At 33.9% G+C, this 1794-nt stretch carries 1 protein-coding gene; it reads right to left on the reverse strand.

Annotation, left to right across the window (positions count from 1 at the left end; all coding sequences use genetic code 11):
- Positions 1-914: 914 nt before the first annotated feature.
- The gene (locus PVV68_RS10305) at positions 915-1586 is read right to left on the reverse strand and encodes a hypothetical protein (protein ID WP_273722135.1); all 672 of its coding nucleotides are present in this window, start codon (positions 1584-1586) and stop codon (positions 915-917) included.
- Positions 1587-1794 lie beyond the last annotated feature (208 nt).

Consider the following 1794-nt stretch of genomic DNA (forward strand, 5'->3'; position numbering starts at 1 on the left):
TAGAATACTATATACCTTAGACATGGTAATAAAAAACGTTTTAAAGACTATAGTTTAAAAATACGAAACCAAATGGGGTCAATCCAAATTTGGAGGCACCTATTGAAACAAAGATAAGCAAGCAAAACTTAAAACCATTATAATGTCATAAGACATGAGATTTTTCTAAATTTTGAGTCAAAAGTTACCCTGTTTAAAGAATGCTCTCTTTTAAAGATAACGAGCTCGAATTTGAGCTGGTTAATGTGCAAAGAAATTAGGTTTTAATGAAAAGTGAAAATACGCTTATGGATAACCTTTTTAAATGAACGTTTAAACGTTTGAAACTGATGTTTTATAACAGCTATAAACTTAGTTATCATTTGCTCTTAAGAACGTTTCATTTACGAAAAACAAAAATCTAGATTTTACAGCAAAACAAATCTTAAAAACCATAGGTTCTAAAAAGCGTTTGTTTATTTGTCTTATGAAAAGCTGCTTTTAAGAACCAATGCGCATAAATAAATAGAAAAACTGTTTTATGACAGATATTCCCTTCATAGGCATTTTTCTTGATAGGTTTTAAAGAGGCATTTTGATTATGTGCTTTATTTCAAATGACTCCCTTTAAATATGAGAGCGTTTTATTGATAGGTTTATAAAAATCAAAAGCGTTTATATTTTCTCTTATTCAAATGAATGCTATCAAGATGATACCCAATCATTTATGATCCTTTTGATAAGTTTTCATAAAAACAATAGAACGCTTGCAATATGATACGTTTTGTATATATGCATTTATTGTAAGTTCATATTTTTTAGTTACATTTCTATAGAAGATAAAAGCCGCGTCTCTTAAAGGCACGGCTTTCTTATTTGAATTCTCTCTTTTATGATGCGTTTATAGCTGTAGAAGGCGCCCCCCACGCCGTTCTTTATTCTGTTTCATCAACAATCTTGACAAGGTTATCGCTTTCATAAACCTCATAATTTATAGGAACTTTCCTTACTTTGCTTTGCTTGTTTAATTTGGCATTGCCATAGACCTTATCCCACACCTTAGTATAATCAGTTACCTTAGCATTGCCATACACATAGCCATAGACCTTGCCATAAATTTTGGCACGCCCATAAACTCTTGCATAACTAAAAACCACAGCATCATAAGAAACATGAGCATGGTCATAAATATGGGCATCAGCATGAACAAAGGCGCCCCCACTCACATGGGCATTGCCATACACATTCCCATAAACATGGGCATTGCCATAGACACAAGCATTGTCATAAATATTTGCATATTGAGAGATGAAAGCCCTCCCATAGACCTCACAATTCCCATAGACTTGACCACAGATTTGAGAATAATGACGTATTTTTGCATTGTCAGAAACGCGCGCATGACCATAGGCACAAGCATTATCATATACCCAGCAATTGCCATCATGAGAGAGATTTGCTTCCTTTTCGATAAAGCCACCAAGGTCACCTTCCTTGACATCATCGAAATCTTTTAAAGCACAAATGCGATAAAGATTGATAGTTTCTCTTGTCAGAGCATGTTTTATTTTTTTGATTCCTCTAGTTAATTCGTATTTTTTGCACATAAGAATACCTCACACAATTGAATGTGTTAAACATTTGCTAAAATTTGGAATGGAAAATTTGAAAGAGGGGCGCCCCCGCACCGCCCAGCATTTATTTACGCTGCTTTGTTTTCAATAATCTTTACAACGTGATCGCTTTCATAAACTTCACAATTTATGGGAACCGAACATAAGCCGCTATGTCTTTTTATCCTTGCATTGCCATAGA

Origin of the sequence: Bartonella sp. ML69XJBT (assembly GCF_028618515.1) — a bacterium.
In the GTDB taxonomy this organism is placed as follows: Bacteria; Pseudomonadota; Alphaproteobacteria; order Rhizobiales; family Rhizobiaceae; genus Bartonella.